The organism is Limibacterium fermenti (assembly GCF_041902845.1).
GTDB lineage: Bacteria > Bacteroidota > Bacteroidia > Bacteroidales > Dysgonomonadaceae > Limibacterium > Limibacterium fermenti.
The window spans coordinates 1,937,922-1,963,316 of sequence record NZ_CP159486.1 but is presented as its reverse complement, the minus strand read 5'-3'; the positions used below and the strand labels follow the sequence as shown (position 1 = coordinate 1,963,316).

The following is a 25,395-nucleotide window of genomic DNA, read 5'->3' as shown; positions in this document are numbered from 1 at the left end:
ACTCACCACTCACCACTCACTACTCACCATTCTCCATTCTCCATTCTCCAACCTCCAACCCCTAGCCTCTAGCCTCTAGCCTCCAATCTCCATCAACCACCCATCAATCTCCTCAATTTTCGTGGGGCTTAATTTTGTTAAATTCAAAAAAAAGCAGTACCTTAGTGCATTAATTTCGAATAGATAATAATATAATATATACCTGTAGAAATAAGCTACATAAGTATAAGAGAATTGAAAAAGAAATTCACATTTTAATATGATTGATCAAGAAGATAGAATCATCAAGATTAATATCGAAGATGAAATGAAATCATCGTACATCGATTATTCGATGTCTGTAATTGTCTCGCGTGCCCTTCCTGATGTTCGCGACGGTTTCAAACCCGTTCACAGGCGTATTCTTTTCGGAATGTCGGAATTGGGAAATACTTCCGATAAGCCCCATAAGAAATCGGCAAGAATTGTCGGGGAAGTACTTGGTAAGTATCACCCCCACGGCGACTCTTCGGTTTATAATGCAATGGTCAGACTTGCTCAAAATTGGAGCATGCGTTATACGTTAGTCGACGGGCAGGGGAATATGGGTAGCGTCGACGGCGACAGCCCTGCGGCTATGCGTTATACCGAGGCCAGGTTGAACAAGTTAGCGGAAGAAATGTTGCGCGATATTGACAAAGAAACGGTAGACTTTCAACTCAATTTCGATGATACGCTTCTTGAACCGACGGTTCTCCCCACGCGAATCCCGAACCTGCTGATAAACGGTTCGGCCGGTATTGCTGTGGGAATGGCTACCAATATTGCTCCGCACAACCTTACCGAATGTATTAATGGTATTGTAGCCTATATCGATGATCGCGAGATTGACATACAAGGGTTGATGCATTATATCAAGGCTCCCGATTTTCCTACCGGCGCTTTCATTTACGGCTATAAAGGCGTTCAGGATGCTTTCGAAACGGGCAGGGGACGCATTATCATGCGTGGACGAGCCGAAATAGAGTCTGCCAAAACGCATGACAAAATTGTCATTTCCGAAATACCTTATATGGTGAATAAAGCGGAATTAATTAAGCATATTGCCGACTTAGTTTCGCTTAAAAAAATCGACGGTATCTCGAATGTCAACGACGAATCGGATCGCCGAGGGATGCGTATTGTCGTCGACCTGAAGCGCGATGCGAATGCGAATGTCGTCTTGAATAAACTCTACAAACTCACGGCTTTGCAGTCATCTTTCAGCGTCAACAACATTGCGTTGGTCAACGGGCGTCCGGAGCTGCTCAATCTGAAGAGAATGATTGAGTTGTTCGTGGAACATCGTCATGAGGTGGTGATCCGGCGGACAAAATACGATCTTCGAAAAGCCGAAGAGAGAGCGCATATTTTAGAAGGCCTGATTATCGCTTCCGACAATATCGATGAAGTGATTTCGATTATCCGGAGTTCTAAAACGCCGCAGGAAGCAATCCAGCGTTTGATTGAGCGATTCCAGCTTTCCGAAATCCAATCGCGGGCGATTGTCGAAATGCGTCTGCGGCAATTAACCGGCCTCGAACAAGATAAACTTCATTCGGAATATGAAGAAATACAAAAGCAAATCGCTTATCTGAACGAGATTCTGACCAATGACGAACTTTGTATGAAAGTCATAAAGGATGAGCTTATTGAAATACGTGATAAATTTGGAGATGAACGCCGTTCTGAAATTATTTATGCTTCGGAAGAACTAAATCCCGAAGATTTTTATGCCAACGATGAGATGATTATTACCATCTCTCACCGGGGATATATAAAACGTACCGCGTTATCGGAATTTCAAACGCAAAACAGGGGCGGAGTAGGGGCCAAGGGTACTGAAACACGCGATGAAGACTTTGTCGAGTATATTTATCCGGCGACGATGCACAACTACATGTTATTTTTTACTCAAAAAGGTAAATGTTATTGGTTGCGCGTATACGAAATTCCCGAAGGAACGAAAAACTCGAAAGGCCGGGCCATCCAAAATATGTTGAATATTGGTTCCGACGATGCCGTCACCGCTTTTGTGAGGATCGAAAGCTTAAATGATGAAGACTATACAAACTCTCATTATTTGGTTTTTGCGACCAAACAGGGGGTTGTCAAAAAAACGCAGTTGGAAGCATATTCCCGTCCGCGTCAAAACGGAGTGAACGCTATCACGATACGCGAAGACGATCAGGTAATTGCGGTTCGTCTGACCGACGGCGAAAAAGATATTATCCTGGCCAATCGTAACGGACGCGCCGTTCGGTTTAATGAAGCGGACGTGCGTCCCATGGGGCGTACCGCAACCGGCGTAAGAGGCATGACTCTGGATGATGACGGCGAAGATTGCATCATCGGCATGATTTGTATGAATCGCGACTCGACCAGCACGATTCTTGTCGTTTCCGAACAAGGTTACGGAAAGAGAAGCCACCTGAATGACGAAGACGGGGAACCCGTTTATAGAATTACCCGCAGGGGTGGAAAGGGCGTGAAAACGCTCAACATAACAGAGAAAACGGGTAAGCTGGTTTCCATTAAAAGCGTTACGGATGATAACGATTTAATGATAATTAACAAGTCAGGAATCACGATACGTGTAAAAATTTCCGATCTTCGTGTCATGGGACGTGCTACACAGGGAGTTCGACTCATTAATTTGGAAAAAAGAAATGATGAGATAGCTTCTGTTTGCAAGGTGAATTCGGAAGATTTACAAGATGAAGTCGTTCCCGAAGAAACTGACGACACACAGGAGAATAAGCCCGAAGACACGATTTCGGAAGAATAATCAACGGGAATGAGTTTAAACTTCTGAATCGATTTTAGTCTAAAAACAGAATTTTTGAAATAGAATTAAGATTATATTTATCAACTAAACATGAATAAAATGAAGAAACTCTTATTTTTGACAGCGGTGGTCATTTTTTCTGCCGGAAGCATCTTTGCTCAAAAATCGGCATTAAAAGATGCTAAAAGAGCGTTAGGTAGTAACGACTTAAATGAAGCTCGCACGCTCATTAAACAAGCGTCCGAGAATTCTGAAACGATCAGTAATCCTGAAACTTGGAAAACTTGGGGCGATATCGGAAACAAAGCGTTCGATAATGAAAGGACCAATGCCATGTTGGGAAAACAGACTAATGATAAAGTAATGTACGATGGTTTGTACGAATCGTATGCTCCTTATCTCAAGGCGGATTCATTAGGCCAATTACCGGATGAAAAAGGTCGCGTACGGAATAAATTCAGAAAAGACATTGCCGGAATCCTTAGGGCGAATCATCCGTTTTTCATTAACGGCGGCGTTTATTCTAACGACCAGAAAGATTACGCTAAAGCATCCGAATTCTTTGAAATTTACTGGACGATTCCTTCATTACCTCTGTTTGAAGGCGAAAAAGAAGCCTTTGTTTTAGATAGTACTTATCAAACCATTAAATACTATGCTATTATAACCGCTATTCAAGCCAAACAACATGATCGCGCCTTAGTTCTCTTGGATCGCGCGACAAAAGAGCCCTTTATTGAAAACAGCGCTTACCAGGAAAGTGATTTGTATGAATTGCTGGCAAGCGAATATGTGAGCGCAGGCGATTCGGCGAAATATCTCGAGACATTATATGCAGGTGCGGAAAAATTCCCTAAAAGCAAGTATTTTATTCCTAATTTGGTAAATGTGTTTATTCGTCAGGGACAAAACGAAAAAGCAATGCAATATCTCGATCAAGCCATCGCAAATGATCCTTCGAATGCGTGTGACCTAAATAGTGTAAAAGGCGCTTTGTTAGCTGAAAGAGGCGATTTTACCGGAGCTGAGAGTGAATATACAAAAGCATTGGTTCAAGATGCTAATTGCGAAAGAGCTCTCGAGGCGTTAGCTGTAAATTATATTCTTCAAGCTCAAGATATAAAAGAAAAAACAGCCGTGTTGACCGATAGACAGCAACAAGTCGAAAATGATAAAAAGACGATTGAACTGTATCAAAAATCTCTTCCGCATTTGGAAAAATATACCGAATTGCTCAAAGGACGCAAGGCCGGAGAATCCGAAATTAAAAGCGCATTGCTTAAACTTCGCAACGTGTATTATAATTTAAGCAATATGGGGATAGATAAATCGACAGAATTGGAGGTTGTTGAAAAAGAATTAGGACCAACCAATCAATAAACGATTCAAAAGGCATCTGCATTTGTTGTAGGTGCCTTTTGATTTAAAATAATACGATAGAATTATGGACAGGGAACATGAATAATCGTAACCGCTCAACCTATTAAACATAATAGTAATTATAGCCGTTTTAGGAGCGCTCATTTGCAGATACCTTTTGAAGTATATTATTATTGGCTTTTTCATAAACATTTATTAGCAGGTAAAACGCAAAAGAATTATCTTTGCATATTCCATTTAATAGATATTTCTTTTATAATAATGAGTGATCAACGATACAATTTAAGAGGAGTTTCGGCTTCCAAAGAAGATGTGCATAATGCAATTAAAAGCATTGACAAAGGCGTTTATCCCAATGCGTTTTGTAAAATTATTCCCGACATTTTAGCTGGAGATCCGAATTACTGTAATATCATGCATGCAGATGGCGCCGGAACAAAATCGTCGTTGGCTTATGTTTATTGGCGTGAAACCGGTGATTTATCTGTTTGGAAAGGCATTGCTCAAGATGCGTTGGTAATGAACCTGGACGATTTATTATGCGTTGGCGCTACGGATAACATCTTACTGTCTTCCACCATCGGCCGAAACAAAAATCTGATTCCCGGTGAAGTCATTTCCACGATTATTAATTCGACCAATGAACTTTGCGAAGAGTTATCTTCCTTCGGCATACGTATTTATCCGACGGGAGGCGAAACCGCTGACGTCGGCGATTTAGTGCGCACCATCATCGTCGACAGTACCGTTACTTGTCGTATGAAGAGAGCGGATGTCATTGATAATAAGAATATCCAAGCCGGAGATGTGATTGTCGGACTCTCTTCTTCCGGCCGCGCTACCTACGAAAAAGAATATAATGGCGGTATGGGAAGCAATGGACTGACATCTGCCAGACATGATGTGTTTGCTCATTACTTGGCGGCCAAATATCCGGAAAGTTACGATGCCGCCATTCCTTCTGATTTGATTTATTCGGGAAGTGTAAAATTAAAGGAGCTGATGAAGCCGTTAGGGATCGATGCCGGTAAGTTAGTATTATCCCCTACCCGCACCTATGCGCCGGTTATTTCTCTTATTTTAAATGAATTAAGGGGGAATATACACGGAATGATCCACTGTTCGGGTGGTGCGCAGACAAAAGTGCTGCATTTTTTATCCGATTCGTTGAAAGTCGTAAAAGACAATATGTTCCCCGTACCTTTTTTATTCGAACTCATTCAAAAAGAGTCCGGAACAGATTGGAAAGAAATGTATAAAGTGTTTAATATGGGCCACAGGATGGAAATTTATTTGCCGGAAGCTCATGCCCGACGAGTGATCGAGATATCTAAATCGTTCGAAGTGGATGCCCGTATTGTAGGACGCGTGGAACAAGCTTCAAAACGTGAGGTGCTCATAAAGAGTCCCTTTGGTAATTTTAGTTACGAATAATATATGGCTGAGAGTCTATTAGATAAGTTAGAGCATTTGGTGGTAAGGTTTGAAGAAGTCGGGACATTGATTGCGGACCCTTCCATCATATCGGATATGGATCGGTTCGTCAAACTGAATAAGGAATACAGCGAACTCGAAAAGATTGTGACCGTTCAGCAGGAATATAAGAAAACGCTGGAATCTATTCGGGAAGCTAAAGCTATTTTAGAGCACGAAGCGGATAGTGAGCTTCGGCAATTAGCCAATGAAGATCTGGCTATAAACTCGACCAAATTACCGGAATTAGAAGAGAGTATTAAACTGTTACTTATTCCTTCCGATCCGGAAGATGCGAAAAACGTAGTCATGGAAATCCGTGCCGGCACCGGTGGCGATGAAGCGGCTATTTTTGCAGGCGATCTGTATAAAATGTATTCGAAATATTGCGAAAGCAAAGGATGGAAAACCGAATTATCCGGTTATACCGAAGGGCCTTCCGGGGGATTTAAAGAAATTATTTTCACCGTTAAGGGGGATTATGTATACGGAATATTGAAATATGAGTCGGGTGTTCACCGTGTCCAAAGAGTTCCGGCGACGGAAACGCAAGGACGTGTTCACACTTCTGCAGCCACGGTTGCGGTTTTACCGGAAGCAGAAGAATTCGATGTTCAGATCAATCCTGCGGATATTGAGATGCAAACAGCTCGTTCGAGCGGCGCAGGAGGACAAAATGTAAATAAAGTCGAAACGAAGGTTCAATTGACTCATAAACCGTCCGGTATTGTAGTTGTTTGCCAACAGGCCCGTTCACAATTGCAAAACCGGGAATTGGCCATGCAAATGCTTCGAACAAAACTCTATGATATAGAGCTGGCCAAAAGACAACAGGATGTTGCTTCCAAGCGCAAAACAATGGTGTCGACCGGTGATCGTTCGGCAAAAATCCGGACGTATAATTATCCTCAAGGACGTATTACCGATCATCGTATTAATTATACTATTTACAATTTGGATGCATTTATGAATGGGGATATCCAAGGCGTGATAGATCAACTAATTGTCAGCGAAAATGCAGAGCGAATGAAGGAAGCTGAAATTTAAAATTTTCATTCATGAAATTAAAACAGATTAGCGTGGCATCTCGAAGTAATTGATGTAACAAATTAAATAAATGACAAAACAACAGCTTTTTGAACAAATAATAAAAAAACGGTCTTTCCTATGCGTAGGACTGGATACCGATATTGAAAAAATTCCCGATTATCTCACCGATAACGAAGATCCTATCTATACGTTTAATAAAGCGATTATCGATGCGACGGCTCCCTACTGCATTGCCTATAAACCGAATGTCGCATTTTATGAGAGTGCGGGAATAGAAGGTTGGCTGTCGTTGCAGAAAACCGTGGCTTATATAAAACAGCGTCATCCGCAACTGTTTATTATCGCCGATGCTAAACGAGGCGATATTGCGAACACGAGCGAAATGTATGCACGCACTTTTTTCGACGGCATGAAGGTGGACGCCCTGACGGTGGCTCCTTATATGGGCGAAGATAGTGTGAAACCATTTCTTCTGTATCCTGAAAGTTGGGTGATACTATTGGCGTTAACTTCAAACAAGGGCTCGAATGACTTCCAACAAACCGAGAATAAAAACGGAGAACGTTTATTTGAACAAGTGTTGCGTGTATCGCAGACATGGGCATCCGATGAACAAATGATGTATGTCGTCGGGGCTACTCACGGGACGTTATTGCAAGATGTGCGGAAAATTGTTCCTAACCACTTTCTGTTAGTTCCGGGTGTGGGAACACAGGGCGGATCGTTAGAGGATGTTTGCCGGTACGGCATGAATAAACAATGCGGACTGATTGTCAATGCTTCACGGTCCATCATCTATGCAGACCATACCGAAAGCTTTGCAGAAGCCGCCGCCGAAGAGGCTAAGAAATTACAGCAAGAGATGAACCTGTTAATGGATAAATATTTGTGACAGACACCTAAAAAACGCTTTTAGCCGGTATCTGAAAATCAATCAGAATTATTTGGAAACAATTTTCGGGCATTTAAATATCCATGGAGAAAACGCTCCGGCAAGTGATACGTCCTCCTAACTTCAATCTTATAAGACTTTTATCTACACGGAAGTTGTCCGGAAGGGTAAAATGCATTATCTTTGTAACAATTTGTTTAAGGTTACAATTATTTATAGTCACTTCACTATTTTATTCGTATGAAATTGCAGGATTCAAATAAGAAAAAAATTCGTATACTTTTTGTCTGTCTTGGAAACATTTGTCGTTCTCCGGCCGCAGAAAGCGTTATGAACCGTATTATTGAAAAGAATAATTTACAGGATAGTATTGAAACTGATTCTGCCGGTACTTCCGGTTGGCATGAAGGGGACCTTCCCGATGAGCGCATGCGTGCTCATGGGGAAAAACGTGGATATGCGTTTCTCTCCCGGGCGCGTAGATTTACAAAAAAAGACTTTCAGAATTTTGATTACATTATTGCGATGGATGATCAAAATTATATGGATGTCAAATCGATGGCTATTACAACGGAAGATGAACGGAAAATTCATCGCATGACGGAATTCTCCCGACAATATAGCCATGATCATATTCCCGATCCTTATTTTGGCGGAACGTCAGGATTCGAGTTGGTGCTTGATTTATTAGAAGATGCCTGCCTGGGATTAATGGAGGTCATTATTGATAAAGAGGATATTGAGTAATAGATTATAAAAAAACCTCCGATTATGAATCAAAATCGGAGGTCTTCTATTTGAAATGAGAACTAATCAGGCTGTTGGTTCTTCTTCTTTTTTACTTTCTTCTGCCTCAGGAGTTGCAGTCGCTTCTTCTGTTGTTACAGGAACTTCCTCCGAAGGCGCTGCTTGTTCTTCCTCTTCTTGAGCCGGTGCATTAGCCGCTTCAAGTTCGGCTTTTTTCTTCGCTAAAAGTTCTGCTCTGGCTTTATTCTGTTCTTTTTCGGCATCTAAACGAGCTTTTTCGTCCGCACGTTTTTTCTCTTCATCTTTTTCTTTAACAGATTGAACAGCATTGAGTTTAGCATCTTTCCAAGCTTCGAATTTCTTTTCGGCTTCTTCTTCGTTAAATGCACCTTTGGTTACACCGCCGAGAAGATGTTTCTTCATGAGTACTCCTTCTCTTGAAAGGATATTCCGAACGGTGTCGGTTGGTTGAGCGCCTGTTTGCAGCCAATACAAAGCCCGGTCGAAATCTAAAGTGATAGTAGCAGGATGAGTGTTCGGATTATATGAACCTATCCTTTCTATGTACTTTCCATCTCGTGGAGCCCTGCTATCTGCAACAATGATTTGATAGTACGGGTAGTGTTTGCGTCCCCGTCGTTGTAAACGTAATTTTGTTGCCATTTAGTAGTTTTTTTAAATTAAAATGCTTTATAAATTGTATTTGCGGGTGCAAAGATAACCAAAAATCTTTTATTCAAGAAGTTTTATTGTTTATTTTTGCGGTTTAACTGCGGGTGACGCATCCGGTAAGACGTTGAGTTGCGTCTTCGAGGGAATATCTGAAATCTCAACGACGCGAAAGGTATCATCAATCGTTTTGCCATCCAGATAGCGTTGCCATCTCTCCAACACAGGCCTTTCCAAGTCAAATTCTCTGAATTCATCGGGATTCATAATCGGAATGCCTTTCATGATGGGATATAACCGTTGGCATTCGTTACAAATTAAAAAGCCCTCTATCACTTTTTCTCCCGTATCGTCTGTTGTGATGACGGTTAATTGCAAATCTGCCTTATCGAACGGGCAGCATAGTTTTTCTATCGTTTTTAGTCTCATTGTTTTTTAATTAATTGTTCGCTATACTTTTTGATGGCGTCGATGGGATCCGCCACGCTCATAATCCCCGAAACCACGGCTACTCCATCATACGGCAGGGTGTTTAACTTGTCCATGTTTTCCGGCCGGATACCTCCCGCCAGAAAAATCGGACGGCTAAACAGCGCGCGTGCCTGCCGGACGGTGTCGAAATCGACTAACTCGCAACTGTTGGCCGTAGAAGATGGAAAAACGGAACAGAAGGAAATATAATCCAGTCGATGTGCGGCAGCCCATCGAACCCACGACAAGTCGTTATTGCAGGTCAGTCCGGAAATAAACGTCCGCCCCACTTTTTGGCGGATGGCGCCCATGTCATCGGGTATTTGGTCGAAATGAACCCCGTCGAGCGGAAAATGCAGCAAATACTCCCATCGGTTGTTCATCAAAAGCGGTGTATCGGCTTCGGCGCAGAGGGCGCTTACCGGACGGATAAAACCTTCGATGTCGGCGTTTTTGTCAAAATTATCCCAAATTTGCACCGCTGCAATTGGTTGTTGCAGGGCAAGCCGGAGTTTATCCAACAATAAAAGCCGGTCCATGGAAGGATCGATAACCAGATAAATTCCTTTGGTAATCTTCTTTTGTATTGTCATTTCCATCCTGCTTTCAGTGCCTTGAAAAAAGCGGCCCAATACGGGTCGGTGTGGAAATAGTTCAACGCTTTTTCCCTGCCTTCTTCAATCAGTTTTACCCCCTTTTCTTTTTCCGTCAGACGCCCCACTTCGACACAGGGAATTTTTTCTTTTGCCAAAGATTCGATAACCGCATTCACCCCTTCTTTTTTGCAGGTGATAATCATCGAACCGGCGCCCACACAATACCGGGAATCGAGTGAAAAAAGCGAGCAAACGGCTTCTTGCACTTCCCCAAACGGCAAAAGATCATTATATACTTCCGCTCCGTTGCCCGAAGCGACTGTTAGTTCGTAAATCGTACCCAACACCCCTCCTTCGGTCACATCGTGCATCGCGGTAATCGCGTTACGCGTTTGTTGTTGACCGGCTGCCGTCAAGGCATCTTTGAGCGAAGAGGTACGGTAAAAACTTTCCGCAGCCAACCGGTAGAACTCGCTTCCGAGTTTATTCTTTACCGTTTCGGGAAAGCTTAACGCCAATATGGCTGTAGAAGAAAGGGCGCATTCTTTCGTTACCAGGATGGCATCGCCGGGAGAGGCTCCCGCAGAGGTGAGGATTTCATTTTTAGGAGCGATGGCGATGAAGGTTCCTCCGCCGGCAATGGTGGAGTTTTGTCCTTCTATAAAGCCGGTATGTCCGCCGGTAACGGCCATGCCGATGTCGGAACAAAAGCGGTCGATATGCTTCCAGTAAACTTTAAAATCCTCTTGAGAAAAATGAGCCGGCAAGTTCAGGACGAACTGTCCGTACATCGGCGCAAAGCCCGTTGTTGCCATATCGTTGGCCATCAGTTGGACGGAAAGCCATGCCGATTCCTGCAATCCCAGTGACGGAATCAACGACAACGGATCGCTCGTAAGGGCCATTGCCCGGCCGTCGTTTAAATCGATAACAGACACGTCAACGCCGAAATCGGGGCCTGATATTACTTCCGGTCGACGGGCTCCACAGTGATGCCTGATAAAATCGTGCACCAGTGAATGATCTATTTTTCCGAGTTTTTGATCCATTTCTTACTCCACATCATTTAATCGTATATACAAGGCAAAGAAATCGCCGTACGATTGGTTCCATTGCTGTACGGGAAACCACTTAGGCAGTCCCGTCATCGTCCATTCTATCGTATAATCCCTTCCTTTCAGCGCTTTATGCACGAGTTCCGTTAACGTCTTGGGAGTATAGAATGTCGCCGTGACATAAAAAGGATTCAGCCCGAAAAGCTGTTGTGTCCGGCGGCGGATGAATTTGGGTGTTGTTTTATTCATCATTCCCATCATAATGCCGTATTTCCCAACCCGCGCCGCTTCCCGCAAGACTTTAACGGGATCTTTGTAGTATTCGAATGTCGTGACGAATGCCAATGCGTCGAAACTATGATCTTTGAAAGGCATGAAGTGGGAGTCGGCCATCACGAGGTCTCCGTCAAACAAATGCAGCGCCTGCGACAACATAAACGGCGAGATGTCTCCGCCGGAAGCCTCGATGCCGATTTGTTTCCACCAACGTGTAAAATGCGTGGTGCCGCAACCGAACTCCAGCAATGTTTTCACGCGTTTGTCCTTACCGATAAGCTGTTCCATGATTTTTTTCTGCCATACTTCGGCGCGTTTATAGCGTCCTTCATACCACAATTCGTACGTATCGGTATGCTTCCGGTTGAAAAACCATTCTTCACGGCCTTGCCAGTTTTGCTGTCCCTGACGGACTAAATCGGAGCTTGACTTTTTTTCTATTTCCGTTGAATTCATATTGGTCTATTTATTCATTTATTTTTTCTTTCGGATAGCCAACAAAATGAAGCGAGAAACGAAAAATCGGGCAGGCTTGCATCCCTACGTTGGCATGATCCAAATCAGGTGTCGGGTATCATCTCAGTCCGCTGTGTGCGGGCACCCCGTGCATAGTGTGACACAAAGATACAGGATATTTTTTGATTTGCGGACGGCGGGGATAAAAATAGATGGATTTTATTCCTGAATTTTGCCCGGGGATTGCTCTGGGCAATATTTCCGGGAATAAAAAAACTCAGGCAAGGCGTCGAACGAATACGAAGCCTTCAAAAAAAACCGGGCAAGGCGTCGTACAGATACGAAGCCCTCAAAAAAAACCGGGCAAGGCGTCGTACAGATACGAAGCCCTCAAAAAATTCCGGGCAAGGCGTCGTACAGATACGAAGCCTTCAAAAAAACCCGGGCAAGGCGTCGTACGAATACGAAGCCCTCAAAAAAACCGGGCAACACGTCGTACAGATACGAAGCCTTCAAAAAAAACCGGGCAACGCGTCGTACAGATACGAAACCTTCAAAAAAATTTTCGACAAGGTCTCGGAATTCGAGGACTCCCCCCAAAATTTCCCTTACCATTCAATGGGTTCTTCGCCGTTGGCAATCAAATAGGCATTGGCTTTACTAAAATGCTTATTTCCAAAGAATCCCCGGTGTGCCGATAAAGGCGAAGGATGCGGGGACTTCAGGACAAGATGTCTATTCGTATCGATATTTTCCCCTTTTCGTTGTGCATACGATCCCCAAAGAAGAAAGACCACATGTTCCCGTTCGTTCGCCAAATGACGGATAGCCGCATCTGTAAATTCTTCCCATCCTTTATGCTGATGAGAGCCGGCGCGGTGGGCCTGAACGGTAAGGGTCGCATTCAGAAGAAGAACTCCCTGCCGGCACCATCGTTCTAAATTACCCGAACGGGGAACCGGCACTCCTAAATCGTCCTGTATTTCCTTATAAATATTCACAAGCGAAGGAGGAATCTGTATTCCCTCATTTACCGAAAAGCATAATCCATGCGCCTGGCCGGGTTCGTGATACGGATCTTGCCCTACGATAACGACTTTCACTTTATCGAAAGGGCAGCAATCGAACGCGTTAAAGATCAATTTTGCCGGTGGATAAATAGTACGTGCACGATATTCTTCGCGCACAAAATCGGTCAGCTGTTTAAAATAAGGCTTTTCAAATTCATCTTGCAAGCGCTCTTTCCAACTTTCTTCTATTTTAACATCCATACGAATACCTTTTAATTCAGCCGGCTAAGTTACTTCAAAAAAACGAATTCAAAAAACAGAAAGAATAAAAATAAGGATTCAGATTAAATAAATAGCGTGTTCCCGCGCTTGTTCGCGGATTTCAGACGGCCATAGACTCGATTGTATTTCCCCGATATGCGCTTTTCGAAGATAATACATGCACAAGCGTGACTGTCCGATTCCTCCTCCGATGGATAACGGTAATTCATTATTCATCAATCGACGATGAAAATACAACGACAATCGGTCTTCTTTTCCATGCAACTTCAATTGCCTTTCGAGGGCGATCGGATCGACGCGAACGCCCATCGATGAAAGCTCTACGCTACATTGTAAAACCGGATTCCATACCAATAAATCGCCATTGAGCCCTTTAAAACCGTCTTCATTTGGCGTACTCCAATCGTCATAATCGGGTGCGCGGCCGTCATGCGGAAGGCCATTGGACAGATTCGCGCCGATACCGATAATAAATACCGCCCCGTATTTTTGGGCGACGGCGTCTTCCCGTTGTTTGGCGGTTTTATCGGGATATGCCTGCAACAATTCTTCGGCATAGACGAAATGAATATTCTTGGGCAGTTCCGGCTTTATGAGTGGAAACAATTCATACACCAGATATTCCGTACGGAGCATGGCTGCATAGATGCGTTGAACGATTTGTTTCAAAAAAGCCGCACTCCTGTCCTCCTTTGCGATAACCATTTCCCAATCCCATTGATCGACATACAGCGAATGCAGGTTGTCCAATTCTTCATCGGCGCGTATGGCATTCATATCCGTATAAATACCGTATCCCTCTTCAATATGATAATCAGCCAGCGTTAAACGCTTCCATTTAGCTAAAGAATGCACGATTTCAGCCGTTTTGTCCCCCATATCCTTAATCGGGAAACGTACCGGGCGCTCTATTCCGTTTAAATCATCGTTAATTCCCGTACCGCTCTCAACGAACAAAGGCGCAGTCACACGCCGAAGACGCAACTCCGAAGAAAGGTTTTGCTGGAAAAAATCTTTAATACTTTTTATTCCGAGTTCTGTTTGCTTCAGATTCAATAACGGATGATACCCATCGGGAATATGTAATTTCGACATAATTTATTTCTTTGTTTTTGGAACACAAAGATAATAGTTTTATTCATTTTGTCAAATGAAAGCGCAAATAGATTTCAGAATGTCTCTATTTATCGTGATTGCATTCCATAAAAAGAATAAATAAAGGAAAAAAGGATCATTTAGAAATGTCAATCGATATTGAGATTTCCGATAAGATCGTCTATTGAAAGAATATGGTGGCGATCGAGATAATCCAAAATTCCATCGACGATTTTCGCCGAAGCCGCAGGATCGATAAAATTATAAGTTCCCACCTGGATAGCCGTGGCGCCGGCCAATATAAATTCGATGGCATCTTGCCAATTGCATATACCGCCCATTCCGATAATCGGTATTCCAACGGCATGATATACTTCCCATACCATCCTCAAAGCGATTGGTTTGATGCAAGGGCCCGATAATCCTCCGGTAATCGTGGAAAGCTTCGGGCTGCGCTTTTCCGCGTCGATGGCCATGCCTAAAAAGGTATTCACGAGCGAAACCGAATCGGCGCCTTCCGCCTCCACAGCACGGGCTATTTCGCCGATATTCGTCACGTTAGGCGATAATTTTACAATAAGCGTTTTGGGATAAATCTTGCGTACCGCTTTTACCACCTTCGCCGCAGAGTCGCACGATGTGCCGAAAGCCATTCCGCCTTCTTTCACATTCGGGCACGAGATATTCAGTTCGATAGCCGGAATACGCTCCAAATCGACAAGTCTTTCGGAGCATTTTACATAATCGTCAACCGATGAGCCGGATACATTCACGATAATATTCGTATCATACTGTTTTATTTCCGGGTAAATATGCTGTACAAAATAAGTCACTCCCTTATTTTGCAATCCGACCGCATTAAGCATCCCCGATGCCGTCTCAGCCATTCTGGAATAATTGTTTCCATCTCTGGGTTCGAGGGTCGTCCCTTTCACGAAAATGCCTCCTAAACGAGACAAATCGATAAAATCGATATATTCCGTACCGTATCCGAATGTTCCTGAAGCCGTCATTACCGGATTTTTCAGTTCCAGCCCGCCAATACTGACCTTTAATCTATCCATGTGAGTTCTTTTATGTTAAATACGGGACCTTCGGTACAGGCGCAAACATTTCCTCGGGTTGTTTTTTCAATGCAGCAAAGGCACGCGCCGAACCCGCAAGCCATCAGGTTTTCCAACGAGGCCTCGCATTCGATATCATTTTCGTGGGCATATTTTGCTACGGCGACCATCATCGGCTTGGGGCCGCACGTATAGATAAAATCGTATTTTTCCTCTTGTAAGATGGAATGATGGATAACAAAACCCTTTTCGCCTTGCGTTCCGTCTTCGGTTGTGGTATAAACCGCTCCGTATTTTTTAAAATCGTCCAACTGCAATAAATCTTTTGCCGACCGTCCTCCGAGCAGGAAATTCGGTTTAAACCCGTTATCCGTCGCTTTTTTCCCTAAAAACAATAAGGGAGCGGTTCCAACTCCGCCGCCGATAAGAAGTATTTTAGAAGTGACTTTTGAAGGAAGATGAAATTGATTTCCCAGCGGAAAAATAATATTTATCTTTTCCCCCTCGCTATAATTACATAGATGTTTTGTTCCTTCTCCCACATTTTGGACTAATAACCATAATTGATTGAGGGAAGTATCGACAAAATTAACGGAAATAGGGCGACGCAAAAATGTATGGACAGAGTTTTCTATCCTTATTTGTACAAATTGCCCGGGAGATACGGTATCCGGTAATTTTTCACCTGTAGCAGGAGTTACTTTTAATAAATTATTTTGGTCATTCAGTCGTTCATTCGAGAGAACCACCATATCGAGCATTCTTTTCATTTAAAATAGGAATTCATTGACAAAAACGATGAAATAATACGTTACTCCTGCAAAGGTACGAATAAAAGAAAAATGATGAATCAAGACGCCGATATTTCGGAATTAATTTTTCAATAAAGGGGGTATAAATGTTTCAAATGTATTGTCGTCGTAATAAATGATTATTTGGGTGATTTTTTTAGCACTATTTTGGGAAGGTTCAATGAGCTCATTTTCCTTTATTTGTTCGGTATTTACCGGCCTTTTAAGCGGCTTTTCCTGCGCGAATTCTAATTTAGCTGTATTCTGGATAGGATTTATGGTTCTCTCACTAAATAAATCGGGAGTTTTGGGCATCGATACGGCATTCGTATTGCTTCGGGGAGTTTTGTACATCGGTTCAGTTCCGTTAAGCAACCACTCCGGATTTATATCATTCATATCATTAAGGATTTTAACAACCACATCCAGACTCGGATTATTTCTTCCATTCAAAATATGAGATATTACTGCCCGATTAATTTGCAACCTGTCTGCAAATTGTGCAGGTGTCAGGTTCTCATTTTCCATAATTTGTTTGATTCGATCTTTCATTTAATTCGTATGAACCACTATGTATAAATATTCTGTTATTAATAATCGATACAAATGTAATCAACATTTAGAAACTTACAAAACAAATCCACTATACAATTTTATGGTAAACAAAAGTAATAGCAATCACAAAAGTAACAACAAATGTATTCAGATGATTTATAATCTCAATAAAAAATAATAATTATTTGTTCGTACAATATCTATATTATACTGATATATATGAATATATAGAATATAAAATCATTCATTTTAACTAAAATATATTCATTTAAGGCGTTATGTATGTAAGACTTTGTCCGATGCTTTATATTTTAGATATATAGTATTGATATTTATAGATATAGATAGTATCTAATAATAGAAATCTAAAGGTTAACGCTTTGGATTTACATTTGTATTACCGTGTAAGCAATAGATATTAAATAGTAATTTACTTTTGAGTTGATTGCTATTGATACATTTATTTATATTGGCACTATACTTTTGTAAACAGTCAAATGTTTATTCATCAATTTAAGTTTGTATTTTTATCGATTTGTCGAATTAAAAAAGAATATTTGTGAGTGAGAAAATGGAATTATCGATTTTAGAGATTGGTAGAGTTGCCATTTATATCTCTCTTAATACTGAAACCCCGAGAGAATATAGTAATTGCGACCCGAATATCAGATAACGAAAAATAGAACCTTCTCAGCGAGTTTACATCTGTTATAGATCTCTCATAACCAACTAATTTAAGAACATATTCTGTGTTTCATTTATTCTTCAAATATTTTTTATTTCAAAATGAACCTTTCCTGGCAGACTTCTGTTTAAGATATACTATTCACAAAAGTACATAATACAATTAAAATGATAAGTTCAAATAAAATAGTCTATATTCTCTCTTTTTTGTTACTTGTTTGTTTTCAAAATATGAATGCAAAAAATACACAGAAAACATTTCACGATTTTGTGGTTACGGATATCGATGGAAACAGGTTCGATTTAAAATCGCTGAAAGGAAATAAAGTGATGGTGGTAAATGTTGCTTCGAATTGCGGATTGACACCCCAATATGAGCAATTGCAAGAACTATACAAGAAATATAAAGAGACCGGTTTTGTTATTATTGCTTTTCCGGCCAATAATTTTAAGGAACAGGAGCCCGGAACAAATAAGCAAATTAAAGAGTTTTGTACGGCTAATTACGGGGTAAGTTTTCCTTTAATGGAAAAAATCAGTGTTGCCGGAGAAGATCAGGCTCCCGTATATAAATGGCTGACTCATAAATCTGAAAATGGCAAAATCGATCAGGATGTTATCTGGAATTTTCAGAAGTTCCTTATCGATGAAAACGGCAATTTGGTTGATGTTCTCCTACCCAAAGAGAGCCCGGTAAGCAAAAAAGTAACGGAATGGATTACCGCCGATTAATGCATAATCCGGAAAACAAGCTCCTTGAGTAGTTCTCCGGGTGAGGCGCTTTGATTATCGATACCTTTTGTTTTTGCATCAAACATCCGCAATAAAGAGATGATTTCCATTACTTTTTGTGCAGGATAATTTCGTAGTCCGAGCATATAATCCCGGGCGAAATAAGCAGAACGAATTTGCAAAGCGCTCATAATCGCTTGTTCGCTTTTTTGTGGCAACCAATAACACTCCAACAGATTACTGAAATAATTGAACAAAACGGAGAGGGTTACAATCGTAGGATTATCTTTGGGGTTCTTTCCGAAATAATCGACAATGCGATTGGCCGATAAGACGTTTTTTTGAATAATCGCTTTCAGAAGTTCAAAGTTATTGTATTCTTTGCTTATCCCCACATTTTTCTCTATCAGGTCGGATGTTATGCGTTTGGATTCATCCGGTAAGGATATTTCTAATTTTTGCAGTTCCGGAAGGAGTTTACTAAGATCGTTCCCCACAAAATCGGTCAGCATTTGAGCGGATTTATCATCAATGCCGATATTTTTTTCCCGGAAATAGGAACTGATAAAAGCGGGCACCTGGTTATCATATAATTTTTTTGATTCGAAAACAATGCCGATCCTATCGATATGTTTCACCCAAGCCTTTCGTTTATCCGCCACTCCATGTTTATAGTTGAGTACCAATACGGTTGACAGCATCGGATGTTTGGCGTAAATATCCATTAATTCCAATTTATCGAGTTGTTGCGCTTCCTTTACGATGATCAGTTGATGTTCGGCCATCATCGGAAAACGGCGGGCTGTGGAAATGATATTGTTTATATCGGAGTCGGTACCGTAAAAGACTTGCATATTGAAATCTTTTTCAGTCTCCGTAAGAACGGTTTCCGTTAGTATTTCCGTCAATTTATCAATAAAGTAAGCCTCTTCCCCCATTAAAAGATATATAGGCTTAAAATTGCGCTGAAGTATGTCCTTGCGGATGGAATCGAAAGTCGTTTGAGTAGATGCTGCCATAAATCGGGGAATTACCAGTCGAAACGTAAATGTTTTATAGTGGAACCATTATTAATCAATGTCGTGAGCGATTTGATACCGATCAATACGTGTTCTTTTACGAAGTTTTCAGTAACAAGCTTGTCGCTTTTTTCGGTTTTTACTCCGCTCGAGATCATCGGTTGGTCGGAAACAAGCAGTAAAGCGCCGGTCGAAATGTGATTCGCGAAACCGCAGGTAAACAGGGTCGCTGTTTCCATATCCACCGCCATGACACGAATCTGACGCAGATAGTTTTTAAATTCATCATCGTACTCCCACACCCTGCGGTTGGTGGTGTAAACCGTCCCCGTCCAATAGTCCCGGTTAAAATCGCGGATATTCGACGATAAGGCGCGTAACAAGCTGAAAGCCGGTAAGGATGGCACTTCGGGCGGGAAGTAATCGTTGGAAGTCCCCTCGCCTCTTATTGCCGCAATAGGAAGAATATAGTCTCCCAGACTACCATGTGCTTTAACGCCTCCGCATTTTCCCAAGAAAAGCACGGCTGTAGGCGATACGGCACTTAGCAAATCCATCACTGTGGCTGCATTTGCACTTCCCATCCCGAAATTAACAATCGTGATACCTTGAGCCGACGCATTGGGCATATTGGCATCAACGCCGATAATAGGTACGCTAAAGTGATCGGCAAATATCTCCACATATTTTTGAAAATTCGTAAGTAAAATAAATTTCGTAAACTCCTCCAACGGCCTTTTTGTATACCGGGGAAGCCAATTCTCTACAATTTCTTGTTTTGTTCTCATAAAATTGACGTACTTTTGCTTTATAACGATAACACCTATTTCACGAACAAAGATACAATATGTATGCATTAAATTTGCCTCCTTACGATGCAAAAATCAGAAAATCGGAGACCCGTACGGAGATTTTCGATCCCTTACGGCGTAAATATGTGAGGCTGACACCTGAAGAATGGGTTCGACAGCACTTCGTCCATTATCTGATTTCAGAAAAGAACTATCCCGCATCGCTGATGGCAAATGAAGCAGGCATAAAACTGAATTCTTTATTTCGGAGATGCGATACGGTGGTGTATAATCATCAACTCGAACCGGTCATGATTATCGAATATAAAGAACCCGGAGTAACGCTGTCGCAAGAAGTATTCGATCAGATTGTCCGCTATAATATCGTCTTAAAAGTAGACTATTTGATTGTATCCAACGGACTGAACCATTATTGCGGCCATGTCGATTATACGACACAGACTTTTCACTATCTCTCCGAAATACCGGACTATACCACGTTGTCTAAACGTCAATAGCTTTCGTCTTTTGATGGAAAATCGACCGATTTCACATCTTGTACATACGCTTGAACCGCACGGGTAATATCTTCAAAAAGATTGGCATATTTGCGAAGAAACCGGGGAGAGAACCCTTTATTGATCCCTAACATGTCGTGCATAACGAGTACTTGTCCGTCGACATAGGGCCCGGCGCCAATACCGATAACGGGAATAGTGAGTTTTTCGGCCACTTCCTTTGCTAATTCCGCAGGGATTTTCTCCAGCACAAGAGAGCAACACCCCGCGTCCTGCAAGGCACAGGCATCATCGATCAGCCGTTGGGCTTCATCGGTATCTTTTGCGCGCACGCCATACGTCCCGTATTTGTTGATAGACTGCGGCATGAGTCCCAGATGTCCCATAATCGGAATCCCCGCGCTAAGAATCCGTTTAATCGATTCCAACACTTCTGTACCTCCTTCCAATTTCACACAGTCGGCTTGCGTTTCTTTCATGATTCGGACCGCCGAAGCTACCGCTTCCACGGGGTTTCCCTGATAACTGCCGAAAGGCATATCGACGACGACCAAAGCCCTTTTCACCGCCTTCATCACCGATTGTCCGTGATAGATCATTTGCTCCAATGTGATAGGGAGTGTCGTCGTATTCCCGGCCATTACATTCGAAGCCGAATCACCGACAAGAATGACATCGATACCCGCTTGATCGATAACGCCGGCCATGGAAAAATCATACGCTGTAAGCATGGATATTTTTTCCCCGCGTTGTTTCATTTCGAGTAAGCGGTGGGTAGTTACTTTTCTTTTATCTTCCGTTGGAGCTTTTTTTTCTTCTAGCATTACTGTATTCCCTTTATCTGCCTGCAAAGGTAATTGTTTTTTATCAATAATAAAGGAGAGATAAACAGAAAAAGCCGGACTTTGTAAGCCCGGCTTTTCATATATAGAGGTAATTAAAAAATCACATTAAAACTTATATCCCAGCGTCACAAGTCCTTTCCAAGAGGAGTAATCCAACGAAAACGGGGAACCATCGATGAAAAGTTGATTTTGGTCGTTATACACACTCGGGAAAGAATATAAATCATCCTTTTGAGTGGTATACACCAACGCGACATCGAGGAAGAAGTTCGCATTAAAACGGTACCCTATCCCACCGGTATACAGACTGGTATTACCTTCCATCCGATAAACGGTATTGGTTCCTGAGACAGCAGCATATCCTTTTTCTTTAAAATCGGAATTATACGGATTTTGAATCCATGCATACCCCAGTCGCCCCGAAAATTTTGGAGTGAGACGATATTCGCCCCCGAGCCTTAGGGTTGATGCGGTTTTGAAATCTTCGGATATATATCCATTATCCGGATCATACCATCCATTATCATTAGATGTGGATAATTTCATTTTAGAATAATCGGTGATTTCATAATCCAGACTTGCTATGAATCGATTTCCTAATACCGTTGCAACACTGAAAACCCATTTGTCGGGAGTTGTTAAGTTATAATAGTTTGTTGCCGTACCCGATTGAATGGTTGCCGGTTTGTAATCGGGAACGGGAGCATTAGAAAGCTCATCGGTTGTTTCAGCCGAAAACATATCGGTCAATGAATACCATGTAGATGTATGATATGCCACACCTATCCTAAGCTCATGAATAGGGCGATAAATAGCGCCTACCTTTGCACTGAATCCCGAACCGGTTGTATTCATCCAATTCGTGAGATAATAATGCCCGGCATTCACAAAGTCTTCCCTGTAATCGGAATACAAATTATAAGAAAGACTTGATACGGATAGTGCAAGCCCCAAATTCAACTTATTATTAATAGTGGTTCCTATTGTAAAATCATAATTATCGATATACCCGCTTTCGGTTAAATACAAATCATTTCTTACGGCTTCGTCTGTAAAAGGTATATAAGCATTATTCGTAGACTCTTTAATGAGATATGAATTGTAAGCCAAAACACCTAACCATGGATACGAATCAGCAAAAGGATTATAATCTTCCGTTTTCCATAATTTTTCGGGAGTAGCGAGATGATTGGGATTCTCATCGTTATACTTGTTTACTCTATCTGCAATATAATACAATAGAGAGTTATTAGGGGCACCGACAGCCGATATCTTCCGACTAAATGATTTCTGACGATGGTGCGTAAACCCAAAATTGACAAGTGGTACCGCATCACTTCGTAAAGGAAAATAGCCGACAAAGCCTAAGTTCGATAATGCACGATCGGTTACACTTTCTTTCAGATTCCCAACTTTCGATGTGTTATTTGATAAGTCAAATGTACCCACAATTTCGGAACTGCGATATACGGCAATGCCGGCAGGATTGATGGAGATACCGGTTTGATCGCCTCCCAGCGCACCAAAAGCCCCTCCCATCCCCATGGATCTTGCCGTACCGGAAATGTTTTTGCGGGAAAAATTGTAAGCCTCTATCTCTCCTTGGGCAAACAAACTTCCAGAGATAACGAAGAACAAAAGAAGTGTATAAGTGATTTTATTCATTTTCATTCTACTGTTTATATACTAATAATTATCTGCGGCCACCGCTACTCCTGCTGCTACTGCTTCTTCCGCTACCGCCCCCATATGAGCCGCCCGAACTTCTGCTGCTTGAGCCCGAAGGCGAACTGAATGTGGAAGATGACCGGCTGGAAGAACTGCGACTCGGCGTTGAAAAGGTTGAACTTCTCGAGGACGAGGAAGAACTTCTGTCGGGAGAAGAGTATGTCGAACTCCTCGAAGGAGAACTGCTCCTTGATGGAGACGAAAAAACATCTTGCCTTGAAGAAGAACCGCTTCTCTGATAAGTCGAACTGCTCCTCGACGGAACCGTACTTCTGTTGTTATATTGTCCCTGACGGGTAACCGCATCGTCATAAGAGCGCGAACGTGAAGTGGCAGACCTGTCAACCATACGTCCCGTTCTGGATTCATACGTTCTACCGGAATTGTCGATAATCCGGGTTCTTGAAGTCGTACCCGAATTTCTTCCGTAAGCAGAAGCGCTTCGGGAGGAGCTTCGGGAAGAAACGGCATCCCTTGTGTTTATAGCCGACCGGGAAGAAGAACGCGACGAACCGATATGTCGCCCGGATATGGATGCGGAACTTCGAGGAGAAGCGGTACGGTAAGCGCCCGAACTTCTGGCCGCCCGATTAACAGGCAAGCTGGAGTAATAACCGTCATACCACCCTTTATAGTATCCCCCACCGTAACCGTATCCGCCATAATACCATGGATCGTACCAACTACTGTAATACCACGGCGAATACCATGAAGAGTACCCTCCATAATACCAGGGGCTGTACCACCGGCTATAGGACCAAGGTGAATACCAACCGCCATAATACCACGGATCGTACCATGAATTATACCAGGGATAGTAAGAGTTGAAGCCCCATCCCCATCCTGTACCAAAATACACATTGGTATTACTATATCGATTTCTGTAATAATCGTCATATATGTCATCATTGGCAAATATGATTACTTCGTCGGCACCCGTAATTTTGATACTCGATTCCGGATCGTGGAACCGTATAATCCTATCGGTATATTCATACGGTTGATAAGTAGAATCGTTGCTCAACGTATCTGGCTCCGAAACGTTATCGGCATCTCTACGATTATATTCATCGACATTCCGTCCATTGGCCGTAATTTTCATACCAGACACATCTCCCTGAATAACGACGACTTTCTTCTGAGGAATCGCTTGTTTTTCCTGTTCGGGAACGATTCGTTCCTGCGACGGGTCGGCATATATATCATCCCATTCTTGGGCGAAACCTAAAAAGGGGACTGTCGCCAATATAGCTGCAATAAAAAATTTATTTGCTCTCATAGTTTTCTCCCTATATTTATTTCGTTTAGTTGAATTTTTTGCTTAATCAATACGTAAGACTAAAAATGGATGTTACCGTTTAACCGTGTAAACTATTATTAGCCTGTTTTTTTCGCACAACAGCACAAATATAGCAACAATATTTGTCCTTTTTAATAAGCATGACGGAAAAGTGGGCAAAAATGCTGCGCTGCATTTGGTTAAAAAAACGAAATGCCCCCATATTCCGAAAGAGTCCGTGAAAGATGAAAATGTTATGATTCTAATAATCAAGGACCAATATTCGATACATCGCAACGCTACATTTTACCGGAAGTTTTTTTGCCGGTATCTAAATTAGTCGAATAAGCATCTAGTATCTCTAGCTCTAATCCGTCATAAGCAAGAGAAGCGAAAGAGGGTAATTCCGTCTCGACTTCAGCATGTAGTCCCATATCGTGACTGATATGGGTGAAAAAAGTATGTTTGGCCCCTACTCTTTCAGCTACCCGTATTGCTTGCGCCAGATTTTGATGTGATACGTGCTCTTGTTTCCTCAAAGCGCTTACGACAAGTACTTCCAACTCTTTCAATTTCGAAAACTCCTCATCCGGAATGCTTTTCACATCGGTTAAATAGGCGAAATTATGTATTCTGAATCCCAATATTGGAAGATGGTAATGTAATGCCCGGAGGAGGATAATTGGCGTGTCGCCGATATAAAAAGGAGAAAGCGTATCATCGATGCGATGAATTTTCAAATCGGGCACCCCTTCATATTTATGTTCGGCAAAGCAATAAGGCATACGTTGATAGAGTGCTTCTTCCACCCGCTGTTCCATATACAACTCGATAGACCCAAAGCGAGAAAAAGGTCTTAAGTCGTCGATGCCGCCCACGTGATCGTAATGCTCGTGAGTGAACAACACCCCATCGATTTTTGTAAACGGTAACGGCATCATTTGTTGCCGGAAATCCGGCGTACAATCGATTAAAAAAACCTTTCCATCGACTTCGATTCGTACAGAAGAGCGCAACCGCTTATCTTTTTCATCGGAAGAGCGGCATACGCGACAATTACATCCTATTTGAGGGACACCCGTAGACGTTCCCGTACCTAAAAAACGAACAATCATAATTCATTTCCACAAA

General features: G+C 42.2%; 24 protein-coding genes and 1 riboswitch. Of the genes, 8 read left to right on the top strand and 16 right to left on the bottom strand.

Annotation, left to right across the window (positions count from 1 at the left end):
• Positions 1-259: 259 nt before the first annotated feature.
• From gyrA to ABNK31_RS08740, 6 genes are all read left to right on the top strand, one after another.
• The gene (gyrA, locus tag ABNK31_RS08765; RefSeq protein WP_418895275.1) at positions 260-2,806 is read left to right on the top strand and encodes a DNA gyrase subunit A; all 2,547 of its coding nucleotides are present in this window, start codon (positions 260-262) and stop codon (positions 2,804-2,806) included.
• 99 nt (positions 2,807-2,905) lie between these two features.
• On the top strand, positions 2,906-4,186 hold the full coding sequence (locus ABNK31_RS08760; protein WP_418895274.1) for a tetratricopeptide repeat protein: 1,281 nt from the start codon (positions 2,906-2,908) through the stop codon (positions 4,184-4,186).
• A gap of 261 nt (positions 4,187-4,447) precedes the next feature.
• A complete protein-coding gene (locus ABNK31_RS08755) occupies positions 4,448-5,620 on the top strand; it encodes an AIR synthase related protein (RefSeq protein WP_418895273.1) in 1,173 nt (390 codons plus the stop codon).
• Between the two features lie 3 nt (positions 5,621-5,623).
• Positions 5,624-6,706: a peptide chain release factor 1 gene (gene prfA / locus ABNK31_RS08750; protein WP_418895272.1), complete on the top strand. Its 1,083-nt coding sequence runs from the start codon at positions 5,624-5,626 to the stop codon at positions 6,704-6,706.
• A gap of 70 nt (positions 6,707-6,776) precedes the next feature.
• A complete protein-coding gene (gene pyrF, locus ABNK31_RS08745) occupies positions 6,777-7,601 on the top strand; it encodes an orotidine-5'-phosphate decarboxylase (protein WP_418895271.1) in 825 nt (274 codons plus the stop codon).
• 240 nt (positions 7,602-7,841) lie between these two features.
• Positions 7,842-8,348, top strand: a complete 507-nt coding sequence (locus tag ABNK31_RS08740; RefSeq protein ID WP_418895270.1) for a low molecular weight protein-tyrosine-phosphatase — start codon at positions 7,842-7,844, stop codon at positions 8,346-8,348.
• 66 nt (positions 8,349-8,414) lie between these two features.
• Here ABNK31_RS08740 and ABNK31_RS08735 read toward each other — a convergent pair whose 3' ends face one another.
• From ABNK31_RS08735 to ABNK31_RS08690, 10 genes are all read right to left on the bottom strand, one after another.
• Positions 8,415-9,011 (bottom strand): 30S ribosomal protein S16, encoded by a 597-nt coding sequence (locus ABNK31_RS08735; protein ID WP_418895269.1) that lies wholly within the window; start codon positions 9,009-9,011, stop codon positions 8,415-8,417.
• Between the two features lie 90 nt (positions 9,012-9,101).
• Positions 9,102-9,446 (bottom strand): Trm112 family protein, encoded by a 345-nt coding sequence (locus ABNK31_RS08730; RefSeq protein ID WP_418895268.1) that lies wholly within the window; start codon positions 9,444-9,446, stop codon positions 9,102-9,104.
• Positions 9,443-10,081, bottom strand: coding sequence for a thiamine phosphate synthase (locus tag ABNK31_RS08725; protein WP_418895267.1), 639 nt, complete (start codon positions 10,079-10,081; stop codon positions 9,443-9,445). Before ABNK31_RS08725 ends, ABNK31_RS08730 begins: the two co-directional genes overlap by 4 nt.
• Positions 10,078-11,133: an AIR synthase-related protein gene (locus ABNK31_RS08720; RefSeq protein WP_418895266.1), complete on the bottom strand. Its 1,056-nt coding sequence runs from the start codon at positions 11,131-11,133 to the stop codon at positions 10,078-10,080. Before ABNK31_RS08720 ends, ABNK31_RS08725 begins: the two co-directional genes overlap by 4 nt.
• A gap of 3 nt (positions 11,134-11,136) precedes the next feature.
• The gene (locus ABNK31_RS08715; protein WP_418895265.1) at positions 11,137-11,871 is read right to left on the bottom strand and encodes a class I SAM-dependent methyltransferase; all 735 of its coding nucleotides are present in this window, start codon (positions 11,869-11,871) and stop codon (positions 11,137-11,139) included.
• A 64-nt stretch (positions 11,872-11,935) separates the two neighbouring features.
• Positions 11,936-12,030: riboswitch (TPP riboswitch) on the bottom strand.
• A 449-nt stretch (positions 12,031-12,479) separates the two neighbouring features.
• The gene (gene ung, locus ABNK31_RS08710; RefSeq protein WP_418895264.1) at positions 12,480-13,142 is read right to left on the bottom strand and encodes a uracil-DNA glycosylase; all 663 of its coding nucleotides are present in this window, start codon (positions 13,140-13,142) and stop codon (positions 12,480-12,482) included.
• 78 nt (positions 13,143-13,220) lie between these two features.
• Positions 13,221-14,258, bottom strand: a complete 1,038-nt coding sequence (gene asnA / locus ABNK31_RS08705) for an aspartate--ammonia ligase (RefSeq protein ID WP_418895263.1) — start codon at positions 14,256-14,258, stop codon at positions 13,221-13,223.
• A 149-nt stretch (positions 14,259-14,407) separates the two neighbouring features.
• Positions 14,408-15,322: a dihydroorotate dehydrogenase gene (locus ABNK31_RS08700; protein WP_418895262.1), complete on the bottom strand. Its 915-nt coding sequence runs from the start codon at positions 15,320-15,322 to the stop codon at positions 14,408-14,410.
• Complete coding sequence (locus ABNK31_RS08695) at positions 15,310-16,092, bottom strand: dihydroorotate dehydrogenase electron transfer subunit (protein ID WP_418895261.1); 783 nt, start codon at positions 16,090-16,092, stop codon at positions 15,310-15,312. The genes ABNK31_RS08700 and ABNK31_RS08695 overlap by 13 nt, the downstream gene beginning before the upstream one ends.
• A 102-nt stretch (positions 16,093-16,194) precedes the next feature.
• The gene (locus ABNK31_RS08690) at positions 16,195-16,665 is read right to left on the bottom strand and encodes a helix-turn-helix domain-containing protein (protein ID WP_418895260.1); all 471 of its coding nucleotides are present in this window, start codon (positions 16,663-16,665) and stop codon (positions 16,195-16,197) included.
• Positions 16,666-17,583: 918 nt separating this feature from the next.
• On the opposite strand from ABNK31_RS08690, the gene ABNK31_RS08685 reads away from it, so the two are divergent.
• Positions 17,584-18,084, top strand: a complete 501-nt coding sequence (locus tag ABNK31_RS08685) for a glutathione peroxidase (protein ID WP_418895259.1) — start codon at positions 17,584-17,586, stop codon at positions 18,082-18,084.
• Here the strand turns inward: ABNK31_RS08685 and holA are convergent.
• Together holA and ABNK31_RS08675 are read right to left on the bottom strand one after the other, a co-directional pair.
• Complete coding sequence (gene holA, locus ABNK31_RS08680) at positions 18,081-19,103, bottom strand: DNA polymerase III subunit delta (protein WP_418895258.1); 1,023 nt, start codon at positions 19,101-19,103, stop codon at positions 18,081-18,083. The genes ABNK31_RS08685 and holA overlap by 4 nt on opposite strands.
• Positions 19,104-19,114: 11 nt before the next feature.
• On the bottom strand, positions 19,115-19,891 hold the full coding sequence (locus tag ABNK31_RS08675; RefSeq protein ID WP_418895257.1) for an AMP nucleosidase: 777 nt from the start codon (positions 19,889-19,891) through the stop codon (positions 19,115-19,117).
• A 59-nt stretch (positions 19,892-19,950) separates the two neighbouring features.
• Between ABNK31_RS08675 and ABNK31_RS08670 the strand changes: the two genes are divergently transcribed.
• Positions 19,951-20,412: a type I restriction enzyme HsdR N-terminal domain-containing protein gene (locus ABNK31_RS08670; protein ID WP_418895256.1), complete on the top strand. Its 462-nt coding sequence runs from the start codon at positions 19,951-19,953 to the stop codon at positions 20,410-20,412.
• Here ABNK31_RS08670 and panB read toward each other — a convergent pair.
• The 4 genes from panB to ABNK31_RS08650 form a co-directional block, all read right to left on the bottom strand.
• Positions 20,406-21,236 (bottom strand): 3-methyl-2-oxobutanoate hydroxymethyltransferase, encoded by an 831-nt coding sequence (gene panB / locus ABNK31_RS08665; RefSeq protein ID WP_418895255.1) that lies wholly within the window; start codon positions 21,234-21,236, stop codon positions 20,406-20,408. The genes ABNK31_RS08670 and panB overlap by 7 nt on opposite strands.
• Positions 21,237-21,362: 126 nt before the next feature.
• A complete protein-coding gene (locus ABNK31_RS08660; RefSeq protein WP_418895254.1) occupies positions 21,363-22,922 on the bottom strand; it encodes an OmpP1/FadL family transporter in 1,560 nt (519 codons plus the stop codon).
• A 28-nt stretch (positions 22,923-22,950) separates the two neighbouring features.
• Positions 22,951-24,264: a hypothetical protein gene (locus ABNK31_RS08655; RefSeq protein ID WP_418895253.1), complete on the bottom strand. Its 1,314-nt coding sequence runs from the start codon at positions 24,262-24,264 to the stop codon at positions 22,951-22,953.
• A gap of 299 nt (positions 24,265-24,563) precedes the next feature.
• A complete protein-coding gene (locus ABNK31_RS08650) occupies positions 24,564-25,379 on the bottom strand; it encodes an MBL fold metallo-hydrolase (protein ID WP_418895252.1) in 816 nt (271 codons plus the stop codon).
• Positions 25,380-25,395: the final 16 nt, after the last annotated feature.

Excerpts from the sequence above, each read along its gene's own strand:
- ABNK31_RS08740 (WP_418895270.1), top strand. The coding sequence starts at position 7,842 with ATGAAATTGCAGGATTCAAATAAGAAAAAAATTCGTATACTTTTTGTC.
- ABNK31_RS08700 (WP_418895262.1), bottom strand. The coding sequence starts at position 15,322 with ATGGATAGATTAAAGGTCAGTATTGGCGGGCTGGAACTGAAAAATCCG.
- ABNK31_RS08660 (WP_418895254.1), bottom strand. The coding sequence starts at position 22,922 with ATGAATAAAATCACTTATACACTTCTTTTGTTCTTCGTTATCTCTGGA.
- ABNK31_RS08760 (WP_418895274.1), top strand. The coding sequence starts at position 2,906 with ATGAAGAAACTCTTATTTTTGACAGCGGTGGTCATTTTTTCTGCCGGA.
- ABNK31_RS08730 (WP_418895268.1), bottom strand. The coding sequence starts at position 9,446 with ATGAGACTAAAAACGATAGAAAAACTATGCTGCCCGTTCGATAAGGCA.
- pyrF (WP_418895271.1), top strand. The coding sequence starts at position 6,777 with ATGACAAAACAACAGCTTTTTGAACAAATAATAAAAAAACGGTCTTTC.
- ABNK31_RS08655 (WP_418895253.1), bottom strand. The coding sequence starts at position 24,264 with ATGAGAGCAAATAAATTTTTTATTGCAGCTATATTGGCGACAGTCCCC.
- gyrA (WP_418895275.1), top strand. The coding sequence starts at position 260 with ATGATTGATCAAGAAGATAGAATCATCAAGATTAATATCGAAGATGAA.
- ABNK31_RS08690 (WP_418895260.1), bottom strand. The coding sequence starts at position 16,665 with ATGAAAGATCGAATCAAACAAATTATGGAAAATGAGAACCTGACACCT.
- ABNK31_RS08715 (WP_418895265.1), bottom strand. The coding sequence starts at position 11,871 with ATGAATTCAACGGAAATAGAAAAAAAGTCAAGCTCCGATTTAGTCCGT.
- holA (WP_418895258.1), bottom strand. The coding sequence starts at position 19,103 with ATGGCAGCATCTACTCAAACGACTTTCGATTCCATCCGCAAGGACATA.
- prfA (WP_418895272.1), top strand. The coding sequence starts at position 5,624 with ATGGCTGAGAGTCTATTAGATAAGTTAGAGCATTTGGTGGTAAGGTTT.
- ABNK31_RS08670 (WP_418895256.1), top strand. The coding sequence starts at position 19,951 with ATGTATGCATTAAATTTGCCTCCTTACGATGCAAAAATCAGAAAATCG.
- ABNK31_RS08685 (WP_418895259.1), top strand. The coding sequence starts at position 17,584 with ATGAATGCAAAAAATACACAGAAAACATTTCACGATTTTGTGGTTACG.
- asnA (WP_418895263.1), bottom strand. The coding sequence starts at position 14,258 with ATGTCGAAATTACATATTCCCGATGGGTATCATCCGTTATTGAATCTG.
- ABNK31_RS08650 (WP_418895252.1), bottom strand. The coding sequence starts at position 25,379 with ATGATTGTTCGTTTTTTAGGTACGGGAACGTCTACGGGTGTCCCTCAA.
- ABNK31_RS08755 (WP_418895273.1), top strand. The coding sequence starts at position 4,448 with ATGAGTGATCAACGATACAATTTAAGAGGAGTTTCGGCTTCCAAAGAA.
- ABNK31_RS08720 (WP_418895266.1), bottom strand. The coding sequence starts at position 11,133 with ATGGATCAAAAACTCGGAAAAATAGATCATTCACTGGTGCACGATTTT.
- ABNK31_RS08695 (WP_418895261.1), bottom strand. The coding sequence starts at position 16,092 with ATGAAAAGAATGCTCGATATGGTGGTTCTCTCGAATGAACGACTGAAT.
- ung (WP_418895264.1), bottom strand. The coding sequence starts at position 13,142 with ATGGATGTTAAAATAGAAGAAAGTTGGAAAGAGCGCTTGCAAGATGAA.
- panB (WP_418895255.1), bottom strand. The coding sequence starts at position 21,236 with ATGCTAGAAGAAAAAAAAGCTCCAACGGAAGATAAAAGAAAAGTAACT.
- ABNK31_RS08725 (WP_418895267.1), bottom strand. The coding sequence starts at position 10,081 with ATGACAATACAAAAGAAGATTACCAAAGGAATTTATCTGGTTATCGAT.
- ABNK31_RS08675 (WP_418895257.1), bottom strand. The coding sequence starts at position 19,891 with ATGAGAACAAAACAAGAAATTGTAGAGAATTGGCTTCCCCGGTATACA.
- ABNK31_RS08735 (WP_418895269.1), bottom strand. The coding sequence starts at position 9,011 with ATGGCAACAAAATTACGTTTACAACGACGGGGACGCAAACACTACCCG.